The 24,622-nt window shown below is 54.4% G+C and carries 25 protein-coding genes; 18 read left to right on the forward strand and 7 right to left on the reverse strand.

The window, feature by feature from the left end:
* The first annotated feature begins 468 nt into the window (after window positions 1-468).
* Window positions 469-1,782 carry a GGDEF domain-containing protein gene (locus E6C51_RS05965; protein ID WP_146928847.1) on the forward strand — a complete coding sequence of 438 codons (1,314 nt, stop codon included), beginning with the start codon at window positions 469-471 and terminating at the stop codon, window positions 1,780-1,782.
* Between the two features lie 35 nt (window positions 1,783-1,817).
* Window positions 1,818-3,062 carry a cytochrome P450 gene (locus E6C51_RS05970; protein WP_190235326.1) on the forward strand — a complete coding sequence of 415 codons (1,245 nt, stop codon included), beginning with the start codon at window positions 1,818-1,820 and terminating at the stop codon, window positions 3,060-3,062.
* 140 nt (window positions 3,063-3,202) lie between these two features.
* On the opposite strand, the gene E6C51_RS05975 is transcribed toward E6C51_RS05970, so the two are convergent.
* The 3 genes from E6C51_RS05975 to E6C51_RS05985 all read right to left on the reverse strand — a co-directional run bounded on the left by E6C51_RS05975 (window position 3,203) and on the right by E6C51_RS05985 (window position 5,507).
* Window positions 3,203-3,547 (reverse strand): cupin domain-containing protein, encoded by a 345-nt coding sequence (locus E6C51_RS05975; RefSeq protein WP_190235327.1) that lies wholly within the window; start codon window positions 3,545-3,547, stop codon window positions 3,203-3,205.
* Window positions 3,548-3,559: 12 nt separating this feature from the next.
* Window positions 3,560-4,843 (reverse strand): O-acetylhomoserine aminocarboxypropyltransferase, encoded by a 1,284-nt coding sequence (locus E6C51_RS05980; RefSeq protein WP_146928838.1) that lies wholly within the window; start codon window positions 4,841-4,843, stop codon window positions 3,560-3,562.
* Between the two features lie 226 nt (window positions 4,844-5,069).
* Window positions 5,070-5,507, reverse strand: a complete 438-nt coding sequence (locus E6C51_RS05985) for a CoA-binding protein (RefSeq protein WP_190235492.1) — start codon at window positions 5,505-5,507, stop codon at window positions 5,070-5,072.
* A gap of 160 nt (window positions 5,508-5,667) precedes the next feature.
* On the opposite strand from E6C51_RS05985, the gene E6C51_RS05990 reads away from it, so the two are divergent.
* Window positions 5,668-6,012, forward strand: coding sequence for a hypothetical protein (locus E6C51_RS05990; RefSeq protein WP_186827665.1), 345 nt, complete (start codon window positions 5,668-5,670; stop codon window positions 6,010-6,012).
* A 76-nt stretch (window positions 6,013-6,088) separates the two neighbouring features.
* On the opposite strand, the gene E6C51_RS05995 is transcribed toward E6C51_RS05990, so the two are convergent.
* Entirely contained in the window at window positions 6,089-6,553 is a 465-nt protein-coding gene (locus E6C51_RS05995) for a CoA-binding protein (RefSeq protein ID WP_146928835.1), read from the reverse strand.
* A 722-nt stretch (window positions 6,554-7,275) separates the two neighbouring features.
* Here E6C51_RS05995 and E6C51_RS06000 point away from each other — a divergent pair.
* The 8 genes from E6C51_RS06000 to E6C51_RS06035 all read left to right on the forward strand — a co-directional run bounded on the left by E6C51_RS06000 (window position 7,276) and on the right by E6C51_RS06035 (window position 13,151).
* A complete protein-coding gene (locus E6C51_RS06000; RefSeq protein WP_146928832.1) occupies window positions 7,276-7,707 on the forward strand; it encodes a PaaI family thioesterase in 432 nt (143 codons plus the stop codon).
* A gap of 257 nt (window positions 7,708-7,964) precedes the next feature.
* Window positions 7,965-8,429 (forward strand): 50S ribosomal protein L13, encoded by a 465-nt coding sequence (gene rplM / locus E6C51_RS06005; RefSeq protein ID WP_146928829.1) that lies wholly within the window; start codon window positions 7,965-7,967, stop codon window positions 8,427-8,429.
* A gap of 2 nt (window positions 8,430-8,431) precedes the next feature.
* A complete protein-coding gene (gene rpsI / locus E6C51_RS06010) occupies window positions 8,432-8,899 on the forward strand; it encodes a 30S ribosomal protein S9 (RefSeq protein ID WP_146928826.1) in 468 nt (155 codons plus the stop codon).
* 175 nt (window positions 8,900-9,074) lie between these two features.
* Window positions 9,075-9,413, forward strand: coding sequence for an antibiotic biosynthesis monooxygenase family protein (locus E6C51_RS06015; protein ID WP_190235328.1), 339 nt, complete (start codon window positions 9,075-9,077; stop codon window positions 9,411-9,413).
* A 4-nt stretch (window positions 9,414-9,417) separates the two neighbouring features.
* Window positions 9,418-10,365: an agmatinase gene (gene speB, locus E6C51_RS06020; RefSeq protein ID WP_190235329.1), complete on the forward strand. Its 948-nt coding sequence runs from the start codon at window positions 9,418-9,420 to the stop codon at window positions 10,363-10,365.
* Window positions 10,366-10,440: 75 nt separating this feature from the next.
* Window positions 10,441-11,373 carry an N-acetyl-gamma-glutamyl-phosphate reductase gene (gene argC / locus E6C51_RS06025; protein ID WP_190235330.1) on the forward strand — a complete coding sequence of 311 codons (933 nt, stop codon included), beginning with the start codon at window positions 10,441-10,443 and terminating at the stop codon, window positions 11,371-11,373.
* Between the two features lie 4 nt (window positions 11,374-11,377).
* Window positions 11,378-12,256, forward strand: a complete 879-nt coding sequence (locus E6C51_RS06030; RefSeq protein WP_230987075.1) for an aminoglycoside phosphotransferase family protein — start codon at window positions 11,378-11,380, stop codon at window positions 12,254-12,256.
* Window positions 12,257-12,320: 64 nt separating this feature from the next.
* Window positions 12,321-13,151 carry a DODA-type extradiol aromatic ring-opening family dioxygenase gene (locus E6C51_RS06035; RefSeq protein ID WP_190235331.1) on the forward strand — a complete coding sequence of 277 codons (831 nt, stop codon included), beginning with the start codon at window positions 12,321-12,323 and terminating at the stop codon, window positions 13,149-13,151.
* Here the strand turns inward: E6C51_RS06035 and E6C51_RS06040 are convergent.
* Window positions 13,131-14,222 (reverse strand): COX15/CtaA family protein, encoded by a 1,092-nt coding sequence (locus E6C51_RS06040; protein ID WP_190235332.1) that lies wholly within the window; start codon window positions 14,220-14,222, stop codon window positions 13,131-13,133. The genes E6C51_RS06035 and E6C51_RS06040 overlap by 21 nt on opposite strands.
* Before the next feature lie 106 nt (window positions 14,223-14,328).
* On the opposite strand from E6C51_RS06040, the gene E6C51_RS06045 reads away from it, so the two are divergent.
* Window positions 14,329-14,547, forward strand: a complete 219-nt coding sequence (locus E6C51_RS06045) for a DUF2842 domain-containing protein (protein ID WP_146928809.1) — start codon at window positions 14,329-14,331, stop codon at window positions 14,545-14,547.
* 3 nt (window positions 14,548-14,550) lie between these two features.
* Window positions 14,551-15,777 carry a GNAT family N-acetyltransferase gene (locus E6C51_RS06050; protein ID WP_230987076.1) on the forward strand — a complete coding sequence of 409 codons (1,227 nt, stop codon included), beginning with the start codon at window positions 14,551-14,553 and terminating at the stop codon, window positions 15,775-15,777.
* Between the two features lie 12 nt (window positions 15,778-15,789).
* Here the strand turns inward: E6C51_RS06050 and E6C51_RS06055 are convergent, their stop codons facing one another.
* A complete protein-coding gene (locus tag E6C51_RS06055) occupies window positions 15,790-18,015 on the reverse strand; it encodes an exopolysaccharide transport family protein (protein WP_190235333.1) in 2,226 nt (741 codons plus the stop codon).
* A gap of 338 nt (window positions 18,016-18,353) precedes the next feature.
* Here E6C51_RS06055 and E6C51_RS06060 point away from each other — a divergent pair, with 338 nt between their 5' ends.
* The 5 genes from E6C51_RS06060 (at window position 18,354) to E6C51_RS06080 (ending at window position 23,312) form a co-directional block, all read left to right on the forward strand.
* The gene (locus E6C51_RS06060) at window positions 18,354-18,923 is read left to right on the forward strand and encodes a polysaccharide biosynthesis/export family protein (RefSeq protein ID WP_190235334.1); all 570 of its coding nucleotides are present in this window, start codon (window positions 18,354-18,356) and stop codon (window positions 18,921-18,923) included.
* Window positions 18,923-20,086: a glycosyltransferase family 4 protein gene (locus tag E6C51_RS06065; protein WP_190235335.1), complete on the forward strand. Its 1,164-nt coding sequence runs from the start codon at window positions 18,923-18,925 to the stop codon at window positions 20,084-20,086. Before E6C51_RS06060 ends, E6C51_RS06065 begins: the two co-directional genes overlap by 1 nt.
* A gap of 117 nt (window positions 20,087-20,203) precedes the next feature.
* Window positions 20,204-21,757, forward strand: coding sequence for an undecaprenyl-phosphate glucose phosphotransferase (locus E6C51_RS06070; RefSeq protein ID WP_190235336.1), 1,554 nt, complete (start codon window positions 20,204-20,206; stop codon window positions 21,755-21,757).
* Window positions 21,754-23,004 (forward strand): O-antigen ligase family protein, encoded by a 1,251-nt coding sequence (locus E6C51_RS06075; RefSeq protein ID WP_230987077.1) that lies wholly within the window; start codon window positions 21,754-21,756, stop codon window positions 23,002-23,004. Before E6C51_RS06070 ends, E6C51_RS06075 begins: the two co-directional genes overlap by 4 nt.
* Window positions 23,005-23,162: 158 nt before the next feature.
* Window positions 23,163-23,312, forward strand: coding sequence for a hypothetical protein (locus tag E6C51_RS06080; protein WP_186827621.1), 150 nt, complete (start codon window positions 23,163-23,165; stop codon window positions 23,310-23,312).
* 190 nt (window positions 23,313-23,502) lie between these two features.
* Here the strand turns inward: E6C51_RS06080 and E6C51_RS06085 are convergent, their stop codons facing one another.
* Window positions 23,503-24,516, reverse strand: a complete 1,014-nt coding sequence (locus tag E6C51_RS06085) for an extracellular catalytic domain type 1 short-chain-length polyhydroxyalkanoate depolymerase (RefSeq protein ID WP_190235337.1) — start codon at window positions 24,514-24,516, stop codon at window positions 23,503-23,505.
* Between the last annotated feature and the right edge of the window lie 106 nt (window positions 24,517-24,622).

Genomic DNA, 24,622 nt, shown 5'->3' on the forward strand with positions numbered 1-24,622 from the left:
CAGCAGATATAAAATGCTACAGCGCACCCTTACACCCTCCATGGTGCACGACGCTGTATGCGGGAATCAATTCCAATGCTGTCAATCCATACATAGAGTGTTAGCCCCCCAGACTTCAAGACACGAGCAAAGGATATCGTTAATCGTCGGCATCCGACAACTGCACCACATCCACATTCTCACAGTATTTGTTTAGCAACAGCGAAAAAAGTACGAGCGATTGGCCGCATCGGCTGTCAGCCATCAATGCAGACACAAGGCCGTGTGTGGAACCATCAAGTATTTGCAACATCGGCAAAAAAGAGATTATTATGGGGTGTGTTACAGGGTTTGTGAGTTTTAAACGCAGATGGACCTCATCCGGGACGAAGGGCGGTTTTGAATTTGGAAATCATCCAGGCAATTTCTGAATTTGAAATATAATCGGCGAACTGGTTCTGGTGCCGGTCGTTCACTCCATTTTTAAAAATGTTGCGGCCGCAATTCAGAGAATTAAGGGCAAAAAACTTGCTTGATGCGAAGACTGCTTTTTTGATGTGGAGTGCACAGGCGCTCACACTGTCTCTTCTTTTGTGTGCCGTTTGGCTCCACGATCGCGCGCAGCGCCATTATTTGTTATTCTGCATCGGATTTGCCCTCAATAGCCTTGGAGGAATCTCCTTCAATCTGCGAGGATATGTCGACGATATTTTCACAGTCTATTTCAGCAATTGCCTGGTTCTCTTGTCACTCTGCCTCTGGGCCAACGGTTTACGGTTGTTCGAAGGTCGTAAATGGGTGTCATGGCCTGCCATACCGGCAGCCCTTTGGCTGGTGGCCAATCTGGTTCCGGCGATCTACGCGAGCTTCGCCAACAGGCTTGTTGTCTACGCACTCGGCTCAGCCATAGGCTATGTATTTCTGGCGTCGACTCTGGTGAGTTCGCGGCTCAGCACGCCTCGCTATCGACATATGCTCGCGGGCTTATGGTTGGTGCAAAGCGCAATGGCGCTCAGCTTCGCGCTTTACGGTATTCTCGGGCACCCCCAAACTTTAGCGGGGATCCCGTTCATGGGCGGCATGATACTCTTGTTTATCGCCTGCATGCTCTCGACATTCGTTCTTTTGTCGAAAATAATCATGGATAGGAATGAGGCGCGCCTGAAACTCTTGTCGGTGACCGACCCGCTGACCGGGGCCTTGAATCGTCGAGGCCTGATTGAGGCCGCAAACACATTGAAGCAAAACGCAGCAAAAGATCGGCTTCTCGCGCTGCTGGTTTTTGATCTCGACCACTTCAAAGCCATCAACGACACGCACGGCCATCAGGTTGGTGATGCAGTATTATCATCCTTCGCCGAAATGACCTCTTCGGTTATCGCAAATGCACGAACCCATCCGAAGGGACTGTTTGGACGCTCTGGCGGTGAAGAATTCTGCACCTTGATACCGGTGGAAAGCCTGCGGCAAGCGGCGGGGCTGGCTGAACAGATACGGACAATGGTTGCCAATACGCCGATTGTTCTGGACGGCGTCACAGTGCGCCTCACTGTGAGCATCGGCATTTCCAGTATAACTGTCACCGAATTTGATTTCGATAAGCTGATGAGCCAGGCTGATCACGGCCTCTACAAAGCAAAAGCCGATGGCCGAAATCGCACGGCAATTGCCAGCGGAGAAAGCGTCTATTGTATCGGTCCGGGCTTGGAACCCGGCAGTCCCGCCGCTATTGACCATGACACAGACCTTCAGGTCGCAGCCCTTCGCCGCCTCACAAAACGTCAGTTGCACCCGGACGCATAAAGACACATTACCCCTCTAAAATTATCAGGCACCTCATGACCCTATCCTCTTTCCTGTCTGTGGACACGACACATCGCTCCGTCAGCCTGGATGCCAGCGATCCACGTTTTTACGAAAATCCCAATGCGGTCTATGCGGCGCTGCATGCACAAGCCCCGACTTTTTACTGGGAGCAGCAAAAACAGTGGTTTTTCAGCGGCTATGATCTGGTCAATTCGCTGTTGCGCGACAAGCGGTTTGGCCGCCAGATTCTGCATATCGCCAGCCGCGAAGAGCTCAACATGCCACCTCCGGCTGCCCATACCCGCCATTTTGACGCAGCGGAATCGTGGTCGCTGCTGGAGCTTGAGCCACCAGAACACACTCGCTTGCGCACCTTGGTCAATCGCGCCTTTGTCTCCCGCCATGTCGAAAAAATGACGCCGGAGATCACCGATCTCGCCAATGGTTTGATTGACGCCTTTGAGGGAGACCACAAGACCGAGCTTCTCACAAGCTTTGCAGACATCATCCCTGTGACCATGATCGCGCGGATGATTGGCATTCCCGATGAGATGGGCCCGCAATTGCTGAAATGGTCCCATGACTATGTGGGCATGTATATGTTCAATCGCACCCGTGCGGATGAAGATGCAGCGGATCGCTCGTCAAAAGAGTTTTCCGATTATGTTCGCAGCATTATTGCCGAGCGCCGCGCGGAGCCGCGCGAAGACCTGCTCAGTCACATGACTCACACCGAGCACAAAGGTCAACTTTTGACCGATGATGAATTGGTGTCCACCACCATTGTGCTTCTCAACGCTGGCCACGAGGCAACCGTGCATCAGATTGGCAATTCGGTGCGGGTTATTCTCGAAAGCGGGCTGGACCCGGCAGAGCTTTTTGCCGATGCCGCCACAACCGAGCGCACGGTGGAAGAATGTCTGCGCATCTGCGCGCCCGTCCATATTTTTCAGCGCTACTGTCTGGAGCCCTGCGAGATTGATGGTGTCAGCCTGAAGCGAGGCGACAAAATCAGCCTGATTTTAGCGGCGGCCAATCTGGATCCGCAGAAATTCCCCGATCCTCTCACCTTCAAGCCGACGCGCAACGAAGGGGCAAACCTGTCGTTTGGCGCAGGCATTCATTTTTGTATTGGTGCGCCCTTAGCGCGGCTGGAGCTGAACCTCGCATTGCCTTTGCTGTTCAAGCGTCTACCGGGGCTGAAGCTTGCCAGCCGCCCCAAGGTGAAAGATGTCTATCATTTTCACGGATTGGAGCGGCTCGATCTGGTCTGGTGAGGACGGCGCTTGCGCCGCATCACCTGCCCTTGAGAGGCTTTAGAGGCTGTCAGGCTCAGATTGAACCAGACAGCCTCTAAAATTCTTTATGTTCGTTTGTCTTTTCGGGAAAACCGGATTCCACTTTTCCCTGACAAACTCTAGAACCGCACGACATAATCCTTGCGGGTGGTTTCCACCACCTGCCAGATGCCATTGAAGCCCGGCTGGATAATCATGCGGTCGCCAGCCCGAAGATGCACCGGTTCACCGCCCTCTTCCGTCAGGATCGAATGCCCCTCGAGAATGGAGAAATACTCCCATTCATCGTAGGAAACCCGCCATGTGCCGGGGGTGGATTGCCACACCCCGGCGTGGAGGCCGTTGCCGGCATCCTCAAGATTCCAGGTCAGAAAACGCGGATCGCCATCCAGCACTTTTTCTGGTGCTGGTGCGCCCTCTTCCGGTTCAACCGTGGAGAGATCGAAGCCAAGTGCCTTGGACATAAGCTTCTCCCATCACGCCTTGGCGAGTGCCTGTTCCAGATCAGCGATAATGTCTTCCGGGTCTTCGATACCAACCGACAGACGCACCACATCCGGCCCGGCACCGGCTGCTATCTGCTGCTCCGGCGACAATTGCGCATGGGTGGTCGATGCCGGGTGAATGACGAGCGAGCGGGTATCGCCAATATTGGCCAGATGCGAAAACAGTTTTAATCCTTCCACCAGCGCCTTGCCAGCGGCATAGCCACCCTTGACCCCGAAGGTGAAGACGGCACCGGCACCTTTTGGTGCATAGCGCTGCTGCAAGGCGTGGTTCGGATCATCCGGCAGGCCAGCATAGGAAACCCAGGCCACTTTTTCGTGGTTTTTCAGCCAATTGGCAACCTTGAAGGCATTGTCACAATGGCGTTGCATGCGCAGCGGCAGAGTTTCGATGCCAGTAATAATCAAAAAAGCATTCATAGGCGCAATGGCGGGTCCAAGATCGCGCAGGCCCAACACGCGGCAGGCAATGGCAAAGGCCATATTGCCAAAGGCTTCATGCAGGATCACGCCACCATATTCCGCACGCGGCTGCGACAGGGTGGTAAACTTGCCAGATGCCGACCAATCAAATGTGCCGCCATCGACAATAATGCCGCCCATGGAATTGCCATGGCCGCCGAGGAATTTCGTGGCAGAATGCACAACAATATCCGCGCCATGTTCCAGCGGCCGCACCAGATAAGGGCTTGCCATGGTGTTATCAACAATCAGCGGCAGGCCATGGCGGCGGGCAACCTCGGCAATGGCGGCAATATCCACAAACTTGCCCGCAGGATTTGCCAGGCTCTCAATGAAAATAGCCCGTGTGCGGTCATCAATTTGCGCGGCAAAGCTCTCCGGTTCATCGGTATCGGCCCAGCGCACCTGCCAGCCGAAATTGCTGAATGCATGACCAAACTGGTTGATGGAGCCGCCATAGAGCTTTCTGGCGGCAACAAAATTATCACCAGACTGCATCAGGGTGTGAAACACCAGCATTTGCGCCGCATGGCCAGAGGCCACAGCCAAGGCCGCCGTGCCGCCTTCCAGCGCGGCCACACGCTCTTCCAGCACCCCTTGCGTCGGGTTCATGATGCGGGTGTAAATATTGCCGAATTGCTTGAGGCCAAACAGGGCTGCGGCATGGTCCGCATCTTCAAACACATAGGCCGTGGTTTGATAAATCGGCGTGGTCCTTGCGCCCGTGCTCGGATCTGGTTGCGCACCGGCGTGAACCGCAAGCGTTGCAAAACCCGGACTATTATTCGACATGGTATTCCTCCCTGAATTATCATTGAGCGATCAGAGCCTTCATTCTCCGACCTTTGAAATAGGCCGCCTTGGCACCGCAGAGCTATCAAACATAGCGAGGGGCTTTAACGACGATCAAGAAAGGATTTTCTTGATCTTCACCGTCAATTGCAAGGCGACAAACAGGTGCAAACACAGGAATAAGATGGGTTTGTTTCAAGCCGTTTCGCATTTGGCGAAAATCATTCTAATCACCCCAGCCGATCAACCTTGGATGTTCAATAGCCGGACAGCGGTTCATCACCATTTTTATGCCCGAGGCTTCCGCCTTCCCGGCAGCGACATCATCGCGCACTCCGAGTTGCGCCCAGATGACCGATGGTTTTGGGCTAAGCGCCAAAGCCTCGTCAACAACACTATCCAGATATTCGCTGGCACGAAACACATCGATCATATCCACCGGTTCCGGAATATCAGCCAAACGCGCATAGACCGTCTGGCCCAAAATCTCTTTGCCCGCTTGTCCCGGATTGACCGGAATAACCTTATAGCCCCGCCCGAGCAGAAACCGCATGACACCATGACTGGGACGTTGCGGATTGGGCGACGCACCCGTCAGCGCAATCACTTTGACCTGTGTTAAAATGTCTTTGAGGTATTGGCGTTCATAGTCATCATGCTGCATTTTCATGGCCTCCACCCGTTCTGATCAAGACATATCATAGCGTCACACATTATTGACTGTGGGCGCATTGAAAGTGGTCTGGTTTCTCCCAGGTTATATAGCCAGAGAGCACGGTGCGCCATATATAGCGTACACAACAGAGACATTGGGAGACATCGTGATGAAGCCGCTTATGGGGACAATCATCTGCCTTGGCATCGCGCTCAGCGCGGGCAATGCATTGGCAATCAACAGATACAATGTGACAACATTGAACTGCGAAGAGGCGAGACAGATTCTGCGTGATCAAGGGGCAGCGATCTTTCGCCACCCCTCAAAGCGCGTCAGCGGGATGACGCTCTATGATCGCTACGTGCGCAACAGCCAGTCTTGCGGCTATGATGAATATGCCGAGCGAGCCGTTGTACCCACCAAGGATAATCTTCGCTGCCCGGTGCTGAATTGCCAGCCCCTCAGCAATCTTGATGGGAACTGGCCAAACTTCATCCCGCATTACTCCCTGTAACGCTTATCCTGATGGCCCATCCGCGTCGCTGAATGATGCGTCAAACATGTTCACGCCGCACTCTCACGCAGCACTCTCACGCAGCACTGGGCGATGTGTGAGAGGGATGGGTTGCCTCGTAGACCAAAGGATATTCGGCCACCAGGGCGCGGTTCATCACCACTTCAATGCCTTCGGCCTCGGCCCTGCTGGCCGCGGCATCATCTCTCACACCCAATTGCCCCCATATTGCCTTTGGCCGCACGGGCAGCGCCAGCGCCTCGTCAACCACTTCGGAAAAGGCATCGCTCTGGCGAAAAACATCGACGAGATCAATCGCTTCAGGAATATCGCTCAGACGGGCATAAACTCGACATCCGAGAATGGTTTGGCCTGCAATATGAGGGTTAACCGGGAAAACCTTGTAGCGCTTCCCCAGCAAAAAGCCGAGCACCCAATGACTTGGCCGATCATCGCGCGGTGATATGCCCACCAGCGCGACAGTGCGCGTTTGCTGCAAAATCTTGCGCAAAAAGACATCGCTATAGCTGTTGTGGTCCATCGTATCCTCCTCCCAGACACATTGTGATCCGTTATTCAGGATGACATTTCGTATGATCACATCTCTTGTTCAGAGACATAGGAAATCATCCTCTCAATAATATAAGAAATCACTAAGATTTACACCCCGAGCGGACCATGTCTTTTTGCGCAGGCCCGCAAAGCCGCAACCCAAATACAACCATTTGGTTTATTGCCATATATCCTCAAAGATTTTTAAGGCTGGTTGACGAATAAATTAAATCGATTGAAATTTTCGCGTATCTTGATAGCGCTAACAAGAATGCGCGAAAAACGCTCCCCCCTAATGGAAAAAGTGACACACGTCACATGTCATTTTCTTATTCCTATTTTGTACGCAAATGTTCACTTTCTGTTCAAGCGTACTTTAGCAACAACAAATTCAGAAAGACAAACAATTCCAATTGGCTCCGACCTCCATTCACGGGGATGTGAACAGGCATTTCTGTTGCGAAATTATACCAAAGTCTTGGAGGTTTCGTCGTTGAATATGCGAAATTTTACGCTGCTTGCGGATGAAAATAGCGCAACACTCCCACCATGGGATGTATTTGAATCCAGACGCGACACTGCTCTAAAATTGAACAGAAAATAACACCTTAAACGTGCAGTCCCGTTTTTGGAAAATAGCTTTGCCGCAGACAGAGTGATGTGATCAGAATGGGGCAGTGATTTACAAGAGTGATTTACAGGGAGGAGCCAATGCCAAACCAACCCGTCATGACAATAGAGACCATCAGCGCTTTTCTTGATACGCATTTTCCGCAGCTTCAGACGGGAGGAAAACACTTTAAGGTGACGAAAATCGGTGCCGGCACCGCCACTCTGCAACTCGATCCTGACACGCATCATTTGCGTCCGGGCGGCACGGTCTCAGGCCCATCCTTATTCACATTGGCCGATGTTGGCTGCTGGATTGCCATTTTGGCGCAAGTCGGGCCGATTCCGATGGTGGTCACCACAAACCTCAACATCAATTTTCTGCGGCTTCCCAAACAGGCTCCTCTCGATTGTGATTGCCGGATTTTAAAGCTGGGAAAGCGCCTGGCGGTGGTTGATGCACTGATCCATCAAGGCTGCTCTGCTGAACCTGTGGCACAAGCAACCGCCACTTATTCCATCCCGCCGCGATAAAAGAAGCATCCAACATGTGGGGTAAAATAATACCTCACATCTAAAGCATTGTAATTTATATGAAATTCAAAATAGCATCAAGACGTGCATATCTTGACCATTTTTGCACACACCACTATAAGGCACCCAGCACACGGGCCTTAGGCACCGTTTGTTTTTTTGTGCAGCGATCTTCACAAAAACAAGCAACAAAAAACGATCCCTATGGCACTTGTCAGCAATGAGAGGCCGGAAGGGACCAAGAGAAAGTGAACCCTATGTCTACCTTCGTTCAGAAGCCCGCCGAGGTGGAGAAGAAGTGGATCATCATCGACGCCGAAGGCCTCGTTGTTGGTCGCCTCGCCACCATCATTGCAACCCGCCTGCGCGGCAAGCACAAAGCAACCTACACCCAGCACGTTGACGATGGTGACAATGTCATCGTTATCAATGCCGAGAAGGTTGTTCTGACCGGCAAGAAATATTCTGACAAGACCTACTACTGGCACACCGGCTATCCGGGTGGCATCAAGGAGCGCACAGCGCGCCAGATCATTGAAGGCCGCTTCCCTGAGCGCGTTCTTGAAAAGGCTGTTGAGCGCATGATCCCACGTGGTCCGCTTGGCCGTCGCCAGATGAAGAACCTGCGCGTATACGCAGGCTCCAACCACCCCCACGAAGCCCAGCAGCCTGTCGTTCTCGACGTGGCATCGCTGAGCAGCAAGAACACAAGGAGCGCCTAAGTATGGCTGACCTCTCTTCCCTGAAGGATCTCGGCACTGCACAGGAAGCTTCTGCTCCAGTTCACGTGCGCAAGGTTGACGCTCAAGGCCGCGCTTATGCGACCGGCAAGCGCAAGAACGCAATCGCTCGCGTATGGGTCAAGCCAGGCACTGGCAAGATCACCGTAAACGGCCGCGATTTCCCTGTTTACTTCGCACGCCCTGTGCTTCAGATGATTCTGAAGCAGCCAATCGTTGCTGCTGCACGCGTTGACCAGTTCGACATCGTTGCAACGGTGACCGGTGGTGGTCTTTCCGGCCAGGCTGGCGCTGTTCGTCACGGCATTTCCAAGGCACTCACCTATTTTGAACCAGGCCTGCGCTCGGTTCTCAAGAAGGGTGGCTTCCTGACCCGCGACAGCCGCGTTGTTGAACGTAAGAAGTACGGCAAGGCCAAGGCCCGTCGTTCGTTCCAGTTCTCCAAGCGCTAATCGCGCTCTGGGGCACAGTTCTCCAAGCGTTAATCGCTTCTGGAATTTGGCATTTGGAAAGCGGGGCCTCGGCTCCGCTTTTTTTGTTCTCAATTCATCACGCAATTGAATTGGTTTATCACTGCTGAACTATGGAATAGAGAACGCTTACGGAACATTTCAAGAAGGCTTTGACATGCCGTCACCGTTTGCCACGCTTCCAGCCCCACCCTATTACGTTGTCTGTTTTTCATCGACGCGCACGGACGGCGATAAAGGCTATGGTGCCATGGCGGATGCCATGGTCAATCTCGCCAGCCAGCAGCCGGGTTTTCTGGGTGTGGAATCGGCGCGGGGAGCCGATGGCTTCGGCATAACCAACTCCTATTGGGCAGACGAGATCTCAATCCGCAACTGGAAAAAAGTGGTTGACCATCTTGCCGCTCAAAGCCAAGGTCGCACGGAATGGTACAATCATTATGAAGTGCGGGTAGCCAAGGTTGAGCGCGCCTACAGCTTCGATAAAACGGAATAATGACATGGCAGAAAAGTCCATTGACCACGCCTTTACCGCTCTGGACCTCACATCGGCAGCAACCGACCCCACCTATGCGGGCGTGCTGTCGTTTATGCGTCGGCGGTACACCAAGGTTCTGGATGGTGTTGATACGGTTGTCTGGGGTATTCCCTTTGATGCGGCCACATCCAACCGCCCCGGCACACGCTTTGGGCCACAAGCTATTCGCCGTGCATCAGCGATCTTTGACAATGATCCGCAATATCCGTTTGAACGCGATCTGTTCACCGCCATGCCCACGATTGATTACGGCGATTGCCGTCTGGACTATGGCAATCATTGGGACACGCCCGCGACCATTGAAAAAGAAGCGACCCATATTCTCTCAAAGGCCAATTTTTTGCTCACACTCGGCGGGGATCACTTCATCACCTGGCCTTTGCTGAAAGCCCATGTGGCCAAGCATGGCCCTCTGGCCATGGTGCAGTTTGACGCCCATCAGGACACATGGTTTGACGATGGCAAGCGCATTGACCACGGCTCTTTCGTAGGCCGCGCTGTGCGCGAAGGCCTGATTGATCCCAACCATTCCATCCAGATCGGCATTCGCACCCATGCGCCGGAAGATTGCGGCATCCGCATCGTTTACGGCCATCAGTTGGAAGAGATGCGGGCAGCCGATATTGCTGCTTTGATTCTGGAGCATACGGCTGGCAAGCCCGCCTATCTGACCTTCGACATCGATTGCCTTGACCCCGCCTTTGCCCCCGGCACAGGAACGCCCGTAGCGGGAGGGCCGTCGAGTGCAAAAATTCTGTCGGTTCTGCAAAACCTTCATCCGCTCGACATCAGAGGAGCGGATGTTGTCGAAGTGGCACCAGCCTATGACCATGCCGATATCACCGCCATTGCAGGGGCAACGGTGGCAATGTATATGCTAGGCTTACGTGCCGAGCGTTTGGCACGGTGAACTTCACAGATTGATTCAACAGGTTACAGGATTGAGTCCGAAAAAGCGGACAAACCCCTGAAAAGAGAGGCTAAAATGACAGCGAAGATCTTCATTGATGGCGAACACGGCACCACCGGCCTGCAAATCCGCAGCCGCACGGCCGATCGCCGCGATGTCGAATGGCTGTCAATTCCCGAAGCCGAGCGTCGCAACGCGGCGATGCGCGAAGACATGCTCAACAGCGCCGACATTGCGATTCTGTGCCTGCCGGACGACGCTTCGAAAGAAGCTGTCGCTATGGTCGCTGGCAACAACAATGTGCGGATTATCGACACATCGACCGCTTTTCGCGTCGCTCCTGATTGGGCTTACGGCTTTGCCGAAATGGACAAGGATCAGGCCAATAAAATCCGGGACGCGCGTTGCGTTGCCAATCCCGGCTGCTATCCCACGGGTGCGGTTTCCTTGATCCGGCCTCTTCGCGCTGCCAGCATTTTGCCAGACGGCTATCCGGTCAGCGTCAATGCGGTTTCGGGCTATACCGGTGGCGGCAAGCAAATGATTGCCCAGATGGAAGATGTGAACCATCCAGAGCATATGACCGCCAACAACTTTCTCTATGGCCTGCCCCTCAAGCACAAACATATGCCTGAGATGAAAATTCACGGCTTGCTGGATCGTGCACCCTTGTTTTCGCCCTCCGTTGGACGTTTCCCGCAAGGCATGATCGTGCAGGTTCCGCTGCATCTGGAAAACCTGAATGAAGGTGCATCGCTGGAAAGCATCCATGCAGCACTGGTTGCCCATTATGCAGGCCAGGAGATTGTTACCGTTGTGCCGCTGGAAGACAGCAGCAAGCTTGCCCGTGTGGATGCCGAAGAACTGGTGGGCAAGGACACCATGAAGCTCTTCGTATTTGGCACGCCCGGTGGTGCGCATGTCAATCTCGTCGCGGTTCTCGACAATCTCGGCAAGGGCGCTTCCGGTGCTGCGGTTCAGAATATGGACCTGATGTTGTCGGCGTGATGCTGTGACAGCCGCTTTGAAAGCCCCTGCTCTTTCATCCACACTGGTTGATCGGTGGGGGCTATCACATATCCGGCTGATCGCCGATACCCATAGCAGCCTCGTTTACCGCGCCATGCGGGACGATGTTCCCGTTATCGTGAAGACATTGAAACCTGAAGGTCGGGGTGAGCGGCCCGGAATGGATTTTCTGCGCTGGCGCGATGGGCTTGGTGCCATCAAGGTAATTGCGCAAGACCATGACACCGCCCTCCTCGAAGATGCGGGCCACCTGACGCTCGGAACCTATCACGGCGAGGTCGGTGATGTGATCGCCACCGAAATCATTGTCGATGTATTGCAGCGCCTTCATGCGCCATCCTCCAGCCCGCCCCCTGCCGCATTGACACCTCTGCATGTTCATTTCGACGCCCTTTTTTCACTTGAGAAGTCAGGCCCCAACGCTGCCATTGCCGACGTGATCCGTTGGAGCGCAGCTCTCGCCCGCGCCTTGCTTGCGGAGCAGGAAATGGTCAAACCGCTCCATGGCGATCTTCATCATGATAATATCATTGGTGGTGAAGGCGGCGACTGGATCGCCATCGACCCACAAGGATTGCTGGGTGATCCGGCCTATGACGTTGCCAATGTGTTTGGCAATCCGCTCGGAGCCACAGACGAGATTCTTGATCCGCAACGGGCGATAAGGTTGGCAAGGCGCTTTGCACCCGTGCTTAACTGCACCGCCTCCAAGATCCTGCGCTTTGCGGCGGCTCATGCCGGGCTGTCTGCTGCCTGGACGCTTCAAAATGACCTCACGCCTTCAGGACAGACTAATCTCGATGAGCGCTTAGGCTTTGCGCGCATGGCAAGGTCCATACTTGCTGAACAGTTCGTCGACTGATCCGCACCTCGTCTCCCATGCATCCGCGCGCTATTGTGTGCGGATTGATTGCAGGAGCGACACCATGACCCAGACAGCCCGCCTTCCGGTTTATTTCATTCCCCACGGTGGCGGACCGTGGCCGTTCATGGAATTTCCGAAAGATGAAACGGGCCACGGCCCATGGGATGAGTTGGCGGACTTTCTGGCCCACTTTCCCGAAAACGTTGGGCGCACACCCAAAGCCATCTTGATGGTGTCCGGCCATTGGGAAAAGGAACCGCTTCCCACCGTCAGCACGGCAAAAGCACCCGGCATGCTGTTTGATTATTATGGCTTTCCGGAACACACCTATCAGCTCTCCTATCCCGCCAAAGGCGATCCGGCCTTGGCGCAACGAGTGCGGGAGGTCCTGTCAGAGGCAGGCATTGCCTCTGCCGAAGATGCGGAACGTGGTCTTGATCACGGCGTGTTCGTTCCCATGATGGTCGCCTATCCAGAGGCAGACGTGCCGGTGGTGATGATGTCGCTGAAAAATACCTTGGATACGGAAAGCCATATCTCGCTCGGCAAAGCCTTGACCAAGCTGCGCGATGAGGATGTGCTGATCATTGCCTCCGGCATGAGCTACCACAACATGCGCATGTTCCGCAGCCGAGACGCCCAGCATGAAATCGTCGCCAAGCGCTTCGATGACTGGCTGACAGCAGCAGTGACGCTGGAAGATCCGGATGCACGGGCGAATGAGCTTGCCAAATGGCACGAAAACCCGGATGCATTGGCCTGCCATGTGCCAGACCATGATCATCTCGTGCCCCTGTTTGTGGCGGCTGGCGCTGCTGGCTCCGATCCGGGCCAGCAGGTTTTCAGCGGCACAATTTGGGGCAAGGCCTATTCAGGCTACCGTTTCGGGTAGCCTGTAAGCCCCATAAAAGCCGCGCAGATGGGCAACCGCAAAGCCCAGCACAATCAACGCCAGCCCCTGATGGGCAAGCCCGGCATGCAAGGGCACATGATGCAGCAGGGTGAAAATGCCAAGCGCGGCTTGCGCGGTGATCAACCAGAACAACACAACGCTGCGCCGCGCATGAGACGATTTCGGCGCAGCAGACAGCGATGTCACCATATGGTAAAGCGCCACCAGAAACACGGTATAGGCACCGATCCGGTGCACGAACTGCACCGTCTTGGCATTTTCAAAAAAATTGACCCAAAGAGGATGCTGGATCAGCAAATCACCGGGCACCAAAGCGCCGTCCATCAGCGGCCATGTGTTATAGCTATAGCCTGCGCGCAGACCCGCGACCAGCGCGCCCAGATAAATCTGAAACAGCACAAGACACAGCAAGGCCGTGGCCCAGCCTTTTGAGCTGGCCTTGGGCGGTGCCTCCACATCGCGCTCTCGCAATCCGCACATGACCCAGACACAGGACGCAAAAATCAGGCAGGCTATCACCAAATGGGTCGCCAGACGGTATTGGCTGACCTCCGTGCGGGCCGTAAGCCCCGATGACACCATCCACCAGCCCACAAAGCCCTGAAAGCCCCCCAAAGCCAGAATTGCCAAAAGCCGGGGCCGCAATGGCTTTTCAATACGGCCAGTCACCCAGAAAAACAGCAGCGGCAGCGCGAAAATCATGCCAATGCTGCGGGCCAGAAAGCGATGCGCCCACTCCCACCAATAGATCTCCTTGAAGCCATCCAGCGTCATGTCTTTGTTCATGCGCTCATATTGCGGAATCTGCTGGTAGAGCTTGAATTCTTCTTGCCACTCATCCACCGACAGCGGCGGGATAACACCATGAATGGGCTTCCACTCGGTAATGGAAAGGCCGGAATTGGTGAGGCGCGTGGCCCCGCCCACAAGCACAAGCGCAAACAGCGCCAGCACCACAAACCCCAGCCAGATGCGAATGGCGCGGCGATTGCGAAGCTGCTGGTTCATAAGCGTCGATGACGAAGGCGATACAGTCGTGGCGATTGTCATTTGTCAATCCTCTTGCAATCCTGTTGATTTGCAACAACAGCCGGTGCAAAACAAGAGTAACAGGTTTGCGGCATGGCGTCGCGGCTAGCATTTCCGGGGTGTTATGATGCCAGTGAGACTAAAAAAGTTCATCGGGATTGTTTTAATCGTCGTGCTGGTGATGCTCTATGCGCTGCTGGCAACCACCATAGCCACGCTGACGCTATCGCAATCACCCTGGTGGGTGCATTTTCTCTATTTCCTGCTGTCTGGTGTGCTTTGGGTGGTACCTGCCATGCTGATCATCAAATGGATGGCCGGTCCGGTGCAGAAAAACAGGCCTTGACCCTTGAGTGTCAACGCCGACCATCGTGAAACCATGACCGCAGCTGCGGGCGCACACCCTTCCAGGGGCGCAATAAGCATCGATGTGTTCTCCGGCATGGAGCCGCTGGAGGATGAATGGCGCGCTTTGGAGCGCGACGATTATTGCTCCTTGCACCAAAGCTATGACTGGTGCCACGCATGGGTTCAAACCCACAAAAATCCGTTGGCAATTGTGCGCTGCCAAAGTGGCGGGCGCACTGTGTGCATTTTGCCCTTGGAAATCACCCGTCGCGCCATGGTGCGTAAAGCAAGCTTTATCGCGGCCCCCTTCAGCAATATCAATACGGGATTGTTTGACGCCGCCTTTCGCCAAACATTAAGCGCTGAAGCGACCAGAGGATTGCGCCAGCAAATCACCTCAGCACTGAAACACCACGCCGACCTGCTGCATCTATCGAACATTCCCTTGTCGTGGCGCAATCAGCGCCATCCTCTGGCTGACCTTCCCTCTATCGAAAATCAGAATCACGCTTTCCAATTGCCCCTGTTTGATGATTTCCAGGCTACAATTGCGCAATTGAATGCCAAAAGGCGGCGCAAAAAATTTCGCAACCAACATCGCAAGCTGGAGGAGCACGGCGGATTTGACCATATCATTGCGAAAAGCGCCGACGAAAAAAAACGCTTGCTTGATCTGTTTTTCGAGCAAAAAGCGGTGCGCTTTGCCGATCTTGGTCTCCCCGACGTGTTTCACGCAAGCGAGACACAAGCCTTTTTCCACCATTTGCAACACGGCCCGCGTGATGGCCATAACGCCGCGCTGGAGCTCCATGCCATTCGTCTCAAGGGCGACTATAGCGGTAAAATCTCTGCCATTGCCGGGTTATCGCGCAAAGGCGATCATGTGATCTGCCAGTTTGGCTCAATTGATGCCAGCTTGATACCGGAGGCCAGCTCTGGCGAATTGCTGTTTTGGCTGATGATTGAACAATGCTGTGCGCAAGGAGCCCGGCTGTTTGATTTTGGAATTGGCGACCAGAGCTATAAACGGGGCTGGTGCCCTGTTGAAACGGTGCACCACGATATTGTACTGCCAATCACCCCAATTGGCCATATTGCCGCCAACGCCCAAAGGCTGCTGACGCGCACCAAAAGCGTGATTAAAAGCAATCCCAGGCTCTATGCCTGCCTGCAAAAAATCCGGGCAAAGGGCATCAAGCCCAGCCATTCCAATGACACGGATGATTGAGCGTTCGAGCCTTCACGCAGCGTCGCGGTCTTCGCCATCCGGTGGTGATGCCGTCTCGCTCATCAGCACAAGGTCGGTGTATCCCACCGCCTCAAAGGTCGCCATGATCTCGGACAATTGCTGGCGATCCGGCTGCGGAGCGGACAGAATGATTTCATGCTCCTGCGCCCGGCAGAGATGCGATACATTTTCAGCGCTTGCCGGTCCGCACTCAATCATCACCAGATCATAAACGTCGGCCAGCGCCTCAATCACCATCGACAAGCGATCCATACCGCGCAGGGCTTGGCGGATATCGGCATTGCCCTTGGGCATAATGTGAGCGTCCGAGCTTTGATCGGCATGGATTGTCTCGCCAAAAGCAACATCGCCACAGACCAGATCCGTCACGCCGGGCAAATCCTTACTTTCAGCCATCAACGCGGTGGGGCAGCCCGAGCCGGTCATATCAATCAAGATCACCGTGCGACCCGCCTTGGCAATAGCGCGCGCCAACATCACAGTGGCGGTAGAGCCATCGTCGCCCGACGGCGAGATAGCAACTGCCTTGGAAATGCCATTGCGCGTCAGATAGCGGGCAACCGATGCAATGGAAAATTCACTGTCAGCAGCAACAGACTCTGGTGTGGCAGCAACGCTCTCATTGACCGGTGAATGCGTGTCTTGCACAGCCTCCGTTGGAAGCTCATGGGCGCTAAACGCTGCACGCGCTTGCGCCACAGACTGCGCCTTTGGCTTTGGCTGTGGATCAATCGGTGCAAATTCCGGCTCGTCGCGATCCATACGCCGCGCCCTCGGTGATGGATCATTGCCACCAAGGGGTTCAACCGGACCAACAGGCTTCAACGCTCTGCCGCTAAACAACTCGGCAAACATGGTGATGATGATGCTCAACACCAGCGTTGCAACACCAGCAACAACCGTGATGGTCAGCACTTTGGGGAAATTCGGCGATCCCGGCTCGGAGGCCTTTGATATAACGCGCGCATCGGCGGGCGTTGCATTGCGGTCCATACGGCTGGTGGCTTCCCGATAACGGGCCAGATAGGTTTCCAGTAATTGGCGTTGGGCTGCGGCTTCGCGCTCAAGCTCGTTGAGACCAACCTGCCGATCTCCGGCTTCGGCGCTCTGAGCCTTGGTGGCATTCATCTGCTTCACCAGATCCGCTTCACGCATCTTGGCCACATTAGCATCCGCTTCGAGGCTGGATACGACTTTGCTGGTTTCCTGCGCAATCTGCGCCCGCAGACTGGCCAATTGTGCCTTGAGCGCCTTGATCCGCGGATGACCATCGAGAAGACTGGTGGACAGATCCGAAATCTGCGCCTGCACACTGGCCTCGCTCTGCTTCAATTGCTGCACGGCGGGCGATGCCATGACAATATCCAGATTGTCGGTGGGCTTGCCAGCCCGCATCGCGGCCCGCGCATTTTGCGCCCGTGCTTCGGCGCTGGCGCGCTCTGCCCTCACCCGCGACAGCTCGGTGGCGATATTGTTCAGCTCGGTGGAGGCAAGGATTGACCCCTCGCCGGTTGGCAAAAGATCGGCCGTGCGGCGATAATCTGCCACTTTCTTTTCAGCTTCGGAGACTTTTTTGCGCAGATTGGCAATCTCCGGCTCCAGCCATTTGGCCGCATCCTGATTGCTATCCAGCTTCGCGCCGCTTTGCAGATCGAGATAAACCTTGACCATTTCATTGGGAATGGCCGCCGCAAGCTTTGGGTCTTTCGAGGAAAACTCGATGCCAATAACCCGCGATTTCTCCACCTGATAGACCTGCAATTTGTTCAAAAACGTCTGGATGACCCGATCTTCCGGGGCCAGATCCATCGGATTCTTTTTCAAATGCAGCATCACCAGTAAATCGGAGAGCGCCGATGGATGCAGATCGGGATCAAACTCCGGCAATTCATAGAGTTTGAGGTCTTTGACCACCTGACGGATCAAATCAGCCGAGCGGAACAGCTGCACCTGACTGACGATATTGAGATCATCCAGCACTGGCTCTGATGAGGCAGATTTCGCATTTTCGGCATCGTAATTGGGTGCGCGCGGCTCGATCAGCACCGAGGTTTCGGCCCGGTACGTGGGCTTGATCATGCTTGCGCCAACAAAGGCCACACCGGCCATCAAGCAGGTGGCAAGCGCAATCCGACCCTTTCGCTGCCAGACGGCGCGAAAGAGCTGCAAGAGATCAATATCCACATCCTGAGGGGATGTGCCCGGCTGACCCGTCATTGCGCCACTCCTTGAATTATCAGTAATCTGTAAATGAACATGGTAACGTAATGGTTAATCCAAACACCTCCCCTGTCTATAACCTTTGCCTCGCAGCAGGTCATCTTGCAGCATATTATCCAAAATCGGATCAGTTTCATGGCGAAGACGATGGGGCAGAGCATCATGGTCAAAGCATCTAACCCATTTGGCACGGCTTAATTCTTGCGCGGTTTACATCATAAACGCACCAACTGTGGTAACAAATGCTGTGAACAGGCCACGGATTTACGCACCGTTAACTATAGTGGCCGATAAGAACTCTATTGTGATATTTCTCGCCGGGAGTGCGATTGCGTATGGTTATCGCCAAAAAAATCTTGCTGGCACTGGCTGTGGTGGCAATGGCAGCCCTCGCAGGCTGCGCATCCTATCAGCCAGCGTCAAAGGTCTTTCATCGCTCCACCATCGAGCCTTACCGGCTGGACAGTGGCGACCGGCTGCGCATTACCGTTTTCGAGCAACCTGGTTTGACCAACACCTATACGGTTGATCAGGCTGGCTATATTGCTTTCCCCTTGATTGGTCAGGTTGCTGCCCGTGGCCTGAGCCTGCCCCAGCTTGAAGGGTCCATCGCCCAGAAATTGCGCAAGGGCTATCTACGCGATCCCGATGTCAGCATCGAGGTGGACCGCTATCGCTCTATTTTCGTCATGGGCGAGGTTGGCCAGCCGGGGCAATATTCCTATGTGCCGGGCATGACCTTGCAAAATGCCATTGCCGTCGCAGGCGGCTTCACCAGTCGCGCCAACCAGCGCGATATGGATGTGACCCGCAAAGTCAACGGTACCATTGCCACTGGCAGAGTGCCTGTTACCGATCCTATCATGGCTGGTGATACCATCTACGTGCGTGAACGGCTGTTTTGATGAATGAACATCGGCCTTTGCGCATCATTCATTGCTTTCGCTCGCCAGTCGGCGGCATCTTCCGCCATGTGCGCGATCTTGTCGAGCAGCATGATCAGGCAGGGCATGAGGTAGGTATTGTCTGCGATAGCTCCACGGGTGGGGCCCATGAGGCAGCACTTTTTGCCGAACTGGAGCCAAAGCTGAAACTCGGGCTGGTGCGTCTGCCTATTCGCCGTGCCATTGGGCCTCAGGATTTTGCGGCCGTCAAGCAATGCTACCTGCACATCAAATCGCTCAAGCCGGATGTGTTGCACGGCCACGGTGCCAAGGGCGGGGCCATTGCCCGCATCATTGGCTCGGTGCTGCGCTCCAAGGGTTTGCCCGTTGCCCGCTTCTATTCCCCCCACGGCGGCAGCCTGCATTATCGCGCCAATACTTTTATGGGCAAAGCCATCTTCACGCTGGAACGAATGCTGGAACGCCAGACAGAGGCCATTGCCTTCGTCTGTGGTTTTGAACAATGGAGCTATCAAACCAAGGTTGGCGAGCCTCGTTGCTCATATCGGCTGATCTATAACGGCATCAGCGATCAGGAGTTTCAGCCCATTGCCACCACCGATAATGCCGTTGATTTCGCTTTCATCGGCATGCTGCGGGAGTTAAAAGGGCCGGATGTCTTCATCAATGCCTTTCAATACGCTGAAAGGAACCTTGGCCGCACACTCAAAGCCGCCGTAATCGGCGACGGTCCAGACCGTGATATTTATGAGAAAATGATCGTGCGTCATGGTCTTGGCCAACGCATCAAGCTTTTGCCAGCCATGCGGGTTGCCGAGGCATTTGCCATGAGCGATATCATTGTCGTGCCCTCACGTGCGGAATCCATGCCTTATATCGTCATGGAAGCGGTGGCGGCGGGAAAATCCGTCGTTGCCAGCCGCGTCGGTGGCATTCCTGAAGCCTTGGGCAAAACCAGCCCTGCCCTTGTCGAGCCTGACAATCCAGACGCTCTCGGTGCCATTATGGTCAATGCGTTGACGGATCCGGATTGGAAGTTGAAAACCATGCCGGAACCACAGCAATTTTACGCGACATTTTCAGCGTCAGCCATGGCAAGACAAATGCTTGCCCTCTATTATCAATACACTGAAACCTCTGCACAATCAGAAATCGACGGATAGTAAACCCTCCTCCTTCTACTGAAAAAGACTATCGAATCTACCAGGCACTTAAAATGGGCTAAACCTTCTTTAGTATATTTCACGTAAGAGCATGATGTCGTATAATGGGACGCTGTCATGAGGACTCCGAACACGTTGGACATTTCAAAGCTCCGTCGAAAATTGCGTGATGAGGTTGGCAATATAACCACCCTGCCATCAGCCAAAGTTCAGGATGAGGCGCAGCTGTCGCCCACGGCCAGTCTCGTTGCAAAACAGTTGCGCGAGGCAAGCCGCTCACCGATCATCATTCTCGGCCAATTGGGCTTTTTTGAATTCAGCTGCATTCTGGCAATCGGCTTTGCGATCTATTGGCTGACCATGGCCAATGCCGCGATAAGCTTCGCACTTGACGCCGGCTTTTCCGCGGTTGGCGTTATCACCTATACGTTGTTTTTGCTTTTGGCCGATGGCTATCAAATCCACGTTCTTCGCACGCCAGCGCAATCCATCAAGCGCGCTCTGATCAGCTGGGCGCTGTCTCTGATCCTCATGGCTTTGGCCTGCTTTGTGTTTCAGGCACCGCAGGCGCTCTATACCTGGCTTGCCGGTTGGGCGGGTGCCGGGTGCGGTTTTATTATCACCGAGCGTTATTTGCTCGCCCTTGGCATTCGTCGCTGGACCCGCAACGGCCTGATTGAGCGCCGGGCCGTGATTGTTGGCGGCGGCGATCCGGCCAAGAACCTGATCCGCAGGCTTGAGAGCCAGGAAGACAACGACATCCGCATCTGTGGCATCTTCGATGATCGCCAAGGGGAGCGTTCGCCCAATATGGTTGCGGGCTACCCCAAATTGGGCACCGTGGCCGAGTTGGTGCAATTTGCCCGTGAGGCGCGCATTGATATGTTGATCATTTCATTGCCGCTCAGTGCCGAAGCCCGCATTCTGCAACTTTTAAAAATGCTATGGGTTTTGCCGGTCGATATTCGGCTTGCCGCCCATTCTGATAGCCTGATGTTTCGCCCCCGCGCCTATTCCCATGTTGGCGATGTGGCCATGCTGGATTTGCTCGACAAACCCATTCGGGATTGGGATTCGGTTGCCAAGCGGGTCTTTGATATCGTTTTCAGCCTGCTGGCTCTGGCACTGGTTTGGCCCATCATGCTGGCAGCCGCCATTGCCGTGCGCGCCACATCAAAGGGGCCTGCGCTGTTTATCCAGAAACGCCACGGCTTCAACAACGAGATCGTGCATGTGCTGAAATTCCGCTCAATGTACACCGAAATGAGCGATCCGACGGCGAAACTCGCCGTGACAAAAAATGATCCGCGCGTCACCCCCGTCGGACGCTGGCTTCGCAAATCGTCCATGGATGAATTGCCTCAGCTTTTTAACGTGTTGAAAGGCGATCTTTCGCTGGTTGGGCCACGCCCTCACGCTGTTTTGGCGCAAACGCGCGATCGTCCCTATGGCGATATTGTTGAAGGCTATTTTGCCCGCCACCGCGTCAAACCCGGCGTTACCGGCTGGGCGCAGATCAATGGCTGGCGGGGCGAGATCGATAGTGATGAGAAAATCAAAGGCAGAACAGCCTGCGATCTCTACTATATCGAAAACTGGTCATTGCTGCTGGACCTGAAAATACTGTTCCTGACCCCATTTTGCCTGTTCAATACGGAAAATGCCTATTGAGCGCGTTCACAACCCACGCCAGCCCTGTTTTTCAGCCGGGAATAGCCACCGCCCGGCTGATTGGTACGGGATTGATTGGCTTCGGCGTGTTCCTGCTCGGCTTCGTTTTTCAGGAGCCAGCCCCCTATGAGCTGTTTATGGCAGCGCAAATCCCGCTCTGGTTTGTGCTGGGTCTGCGTATTTCCCGTCGCATCGCACCTTTACTCGGTCTGATGCTGACCTTTAACATCGGCGGGCTTCTCTCGCTCACGGTTATGCGCGATCTGGACACCGGTCCCATGTATGTGGCGGTATCGACCTTTCTTGCCATCACCTCGGTGTTCTACGCCGCCATTATTGAAGATCGGCCAGAGCGGTTGCAGGTGATTTTCAAGGCCTGGACATTGGCAGCCGTGGCCACGGCCACTCTGGGCATTCTAGGCTATTTCCATGCCTTTCCGGGAGCGGAAATATTCACCCGCTACGACCGCGCCATGGGGGCGTTTCAAGACCCCAATGTTTTTGGCCCGTTCCTGATCGCGCCGTCGCTCTATCTGATACACGGTCTTCTCACCGGTCGGTTGATGGCAGCACCCTTGCGCATTCTGGGCCTTTTGATCATCTCTTTTGGTATATTTCTGTCGTTTTCGCGCGCCGCCTGGGCGCTATTTGTGTTTTCTGCCGTCATTATGGTCATCATTTTGCTGATTCAAAAACGCAGCGGTGCCTTTCGGCTCAAGATCCTGCTTCTGGCGCTGACGGCTGCCGTGTTGATGGTTTTAACGCTGGCAATAGCCTTGCAATCGGAAAAGGTTCGAACCATTTTTTCGGCCCGCACCGAACTTGTGCAGGATTACGATGGCGGTCATCTGGGACGGTTTGAGCGACATCGAATTGGCTTCATGATGTCCATGGAACGCCCACTCGGCATCGGCCCCCTCGCCTTCAACAAAATATTCCCCGAGGACGAGCACAATATCTGGCTGAAGTCACTCACCACCTATGGCTGGATTGGATTCGTCTGCTACCTCACCATGATGATCTGGACACTCTGTTTCGGCTTCAAATATCTGCTGCGCGAGCGGCCATGGCAGCCCTATCTGATGATCACCTGGATTGTGATGGTCGGACATGCAGCGATTGGCGATGTCATCGATCTTGACCACTGGCGCCATGTCTATCTGCTGTTCGGCATTCTCTGGGGATGCCGCGCCCTTGAAATGCGCCATCAAAGCAAACTGGCGCGACAGCCTCACATTGCCATGTAAATCTGCCCCGGTTTCGCAACAGATCCCAGACATTTGTTTTCAAAACAGCAACTTATCTTGCGTGGACAAGGAACAAATTCGCGACTGCTGCGTTGAAGACGTGATTGTTCTTGGGGCTGCAATCAGCCCTTTCAACGTCTTACCATAGGGGGCACATCATGAATCGCACAAACGGTCTTTATCTCATCATCGGCGCACTTGTGGTCGCGGTGGTCGGTCTTGGCGCATACACCTACCATGAACAAACCAAGCCGAAGGGCGTTGAACTCAGCATTGGTCAAGGTGGGGTTTCAGTCCAGGAAAAATAATCGCAGGGCGCTTTATAGCGCCGTGCGCCATTGAGGGCGCGCAGAGGTTCGCTGTAGCACTTTAATCTGCTGCATAATTTTAAAATGGCAAAAGGCCGCACGTTTCATGTAACGTGCGGCCTTTTTGATCAGTTCTTGAGCGTTTATCTGCGATAGATTGATCCCTCGCTTGCCGAAAAGGCAAACGAAATCAGATTCTTTTCGATGCCGAAGAAAGGCCCCAACGTTCCACAAGAACCTGTGGCAAATGCGTGTTTGACGCCAACATAAACGGCATCTCCTGCCCCTGCCCCGGCACAATCGGCACGCCGTGGTCGAGATCATCCAAAACGACATATTCCACTTTGATCTCGCCCTTGTCATCGTGCCAAACCTGACCCCTGGCTTTGCCAAATTTTCCGCTCTTCGCATCCTCTTCCGACAGGCCATGCACTGCCAGCCATTGTGCCCGCAACGCCTCGGCATTCTTGATATTCACAACCTGATCATCACCGCCATGCCAGATGGACACGCGCGGCCAGGCATCCTGCTCGGGCGCTGCCTGCTGAACCAGTGCGGCCCATTCATCAGCTGTCTTCACCACACCATTCGTCATGGCGCTAAAAGCATTCATGGCGTCTCGCGCAGCACCAAAGGGAACACCTGCAACAATTGCACCGGCACGGAAGACCTCGGGATAAGCCGCCAAAAGCGCCGCGGTTAACGCGCCACCGGCGGAAAGTCCCATGATATAGGTGGCCTGCGCATCCAGATCATGTCGCTCAACCATTGAGGCCATCATCTGTCGAACAGAGCCCACTTCGCCCCGGTCACGAGCAATCGCGCTGGGGCGGAACCAGTTGAAACAGCCGTGAGAATTGTTTGAGCTGTTCTGCTCCGGATAAAGCAAGGCGAACCCGTACTTGCGGGCCAAGGCGCTCCAGCCACTACCGCAATCAAACTCCGCAGCACTTTGACCACAGCCATGCAACGCCACAACCAGCGGCGCGCCAGGCTTCAAGCGCGGTGGAATATATTCCAACATGCGCAAGGAACCGGGATTACTACCAAAACCAACCACTTCATTCAAAACAGCACCAAGGGATGCCTCTTCTTGAGGTGACGACGGAGCTTCGAGGTGATCCACAAGATTTCCCAGCACTTTTTGAAAATCTCTTTGTTTTCGGATCAGCGCTGCCACAGACTCCGAGACATTCATTCGCATTTTCATTGCCTTCCTAACGGCGTGCACCTGATTCGCAAGGCCACTTTTGTTTGTCGCGATCGACAATCAGAATTCATATTGCTGCACTGCAGCGAATATAGGGCAA

The sequence above is a fragment of the Gillisella terrae genome, assembly GCF_004801395.1.
Classification (GTDB): Bacteria; Pseudomonadota; Alphaproteobacteria; order Rhizobiales; family Rhizobiaceae; genus Allorhizobium; species Allorhizobium terrae.